At 57.7% G+C, this 728-nt stretch carries 1 protein-coding gene; it reads right to left on the minus strand.

The window, feature by feature from the left end; genetic code table 11:
* Positions 1-24 precede the first annotated feature (24 nt).
* Positions 25-728, minus strand: a 704-nt coding sequence (locus tag HX803_RS32365; protein WP_306172780.1) for a 3'-5' exonuclease, incomplete at its 5' end; no start/stop codon positions are given.

Genomic DNA, 728 nt, shown 5'->3' on the forward strand with positions numbered 1-728 from the left:
ATTTTCAATCGCGTTAACAAAGCATTAGCTGCGTTGATCGTCGAAGAAGGCTTTTTTGCCGTCGACCCGCTCCGATGCACGGGGCACATTCACGCCCTGGCCTTCCGGCTTTTCTACATACCAATAGCAGTGGCTCACCGCCCGGGTAATGCCGACGTAGGCCAGGCGCAGCACTTCGTCTTTTTGCGCATTGTCGTAGGGTTCGCTGTCGCCGTCCTTGCCCAAGCCCGCCATGCGGTAGACTTGGTTCTTGTACGGCGAGCGGGTGACGTGCTGGCAATCGCCCAACAGGAACACCGCGTCCGCCTGCAGGCCCTTGGCACTGTGATAGGTCAACTGCTTGAGCCGACGAGACCCGGCCGGCAAGCTAGAATCCACATTAACTACAGCTTGAATATGCTCTTCTATCAATGACTTATCGCTACTTTTCCGATACAGCATTAACACTGAATCGCCGCGTTCATAGTGCGCAAGCACCAGGCGCCCCAGCGCCGCATCATCCCGCTCAAGCACGGTAACCGGTACCAATGCCTTGGGCTCGCCACTGGCCTTGGCCTTTTTGCCGGGTATCGCCGGCGCTGCCCGCACGATATGTTCGGCCGCATCGATGATGTGCTGATGGCTGCGGTAGTTTTCGCTCAACATCACGCGGGTGGTGCCTGGCGACGGGAATTCCTTGTTGAATTCCATGAAGTACTGGGGCGAGCTGCCACGCCAGCCGTAGATCG

Origin of the sequence: Pseudomonas sp. P7548, assembly GCF_013386585.1 — a bacterium.
Classification (GTDB): Bacteria; Pseudomonadota; Gammaproteobacteria; order Pseudomonadales; family Pseudomonadaceae; genus Aquipseudomonas.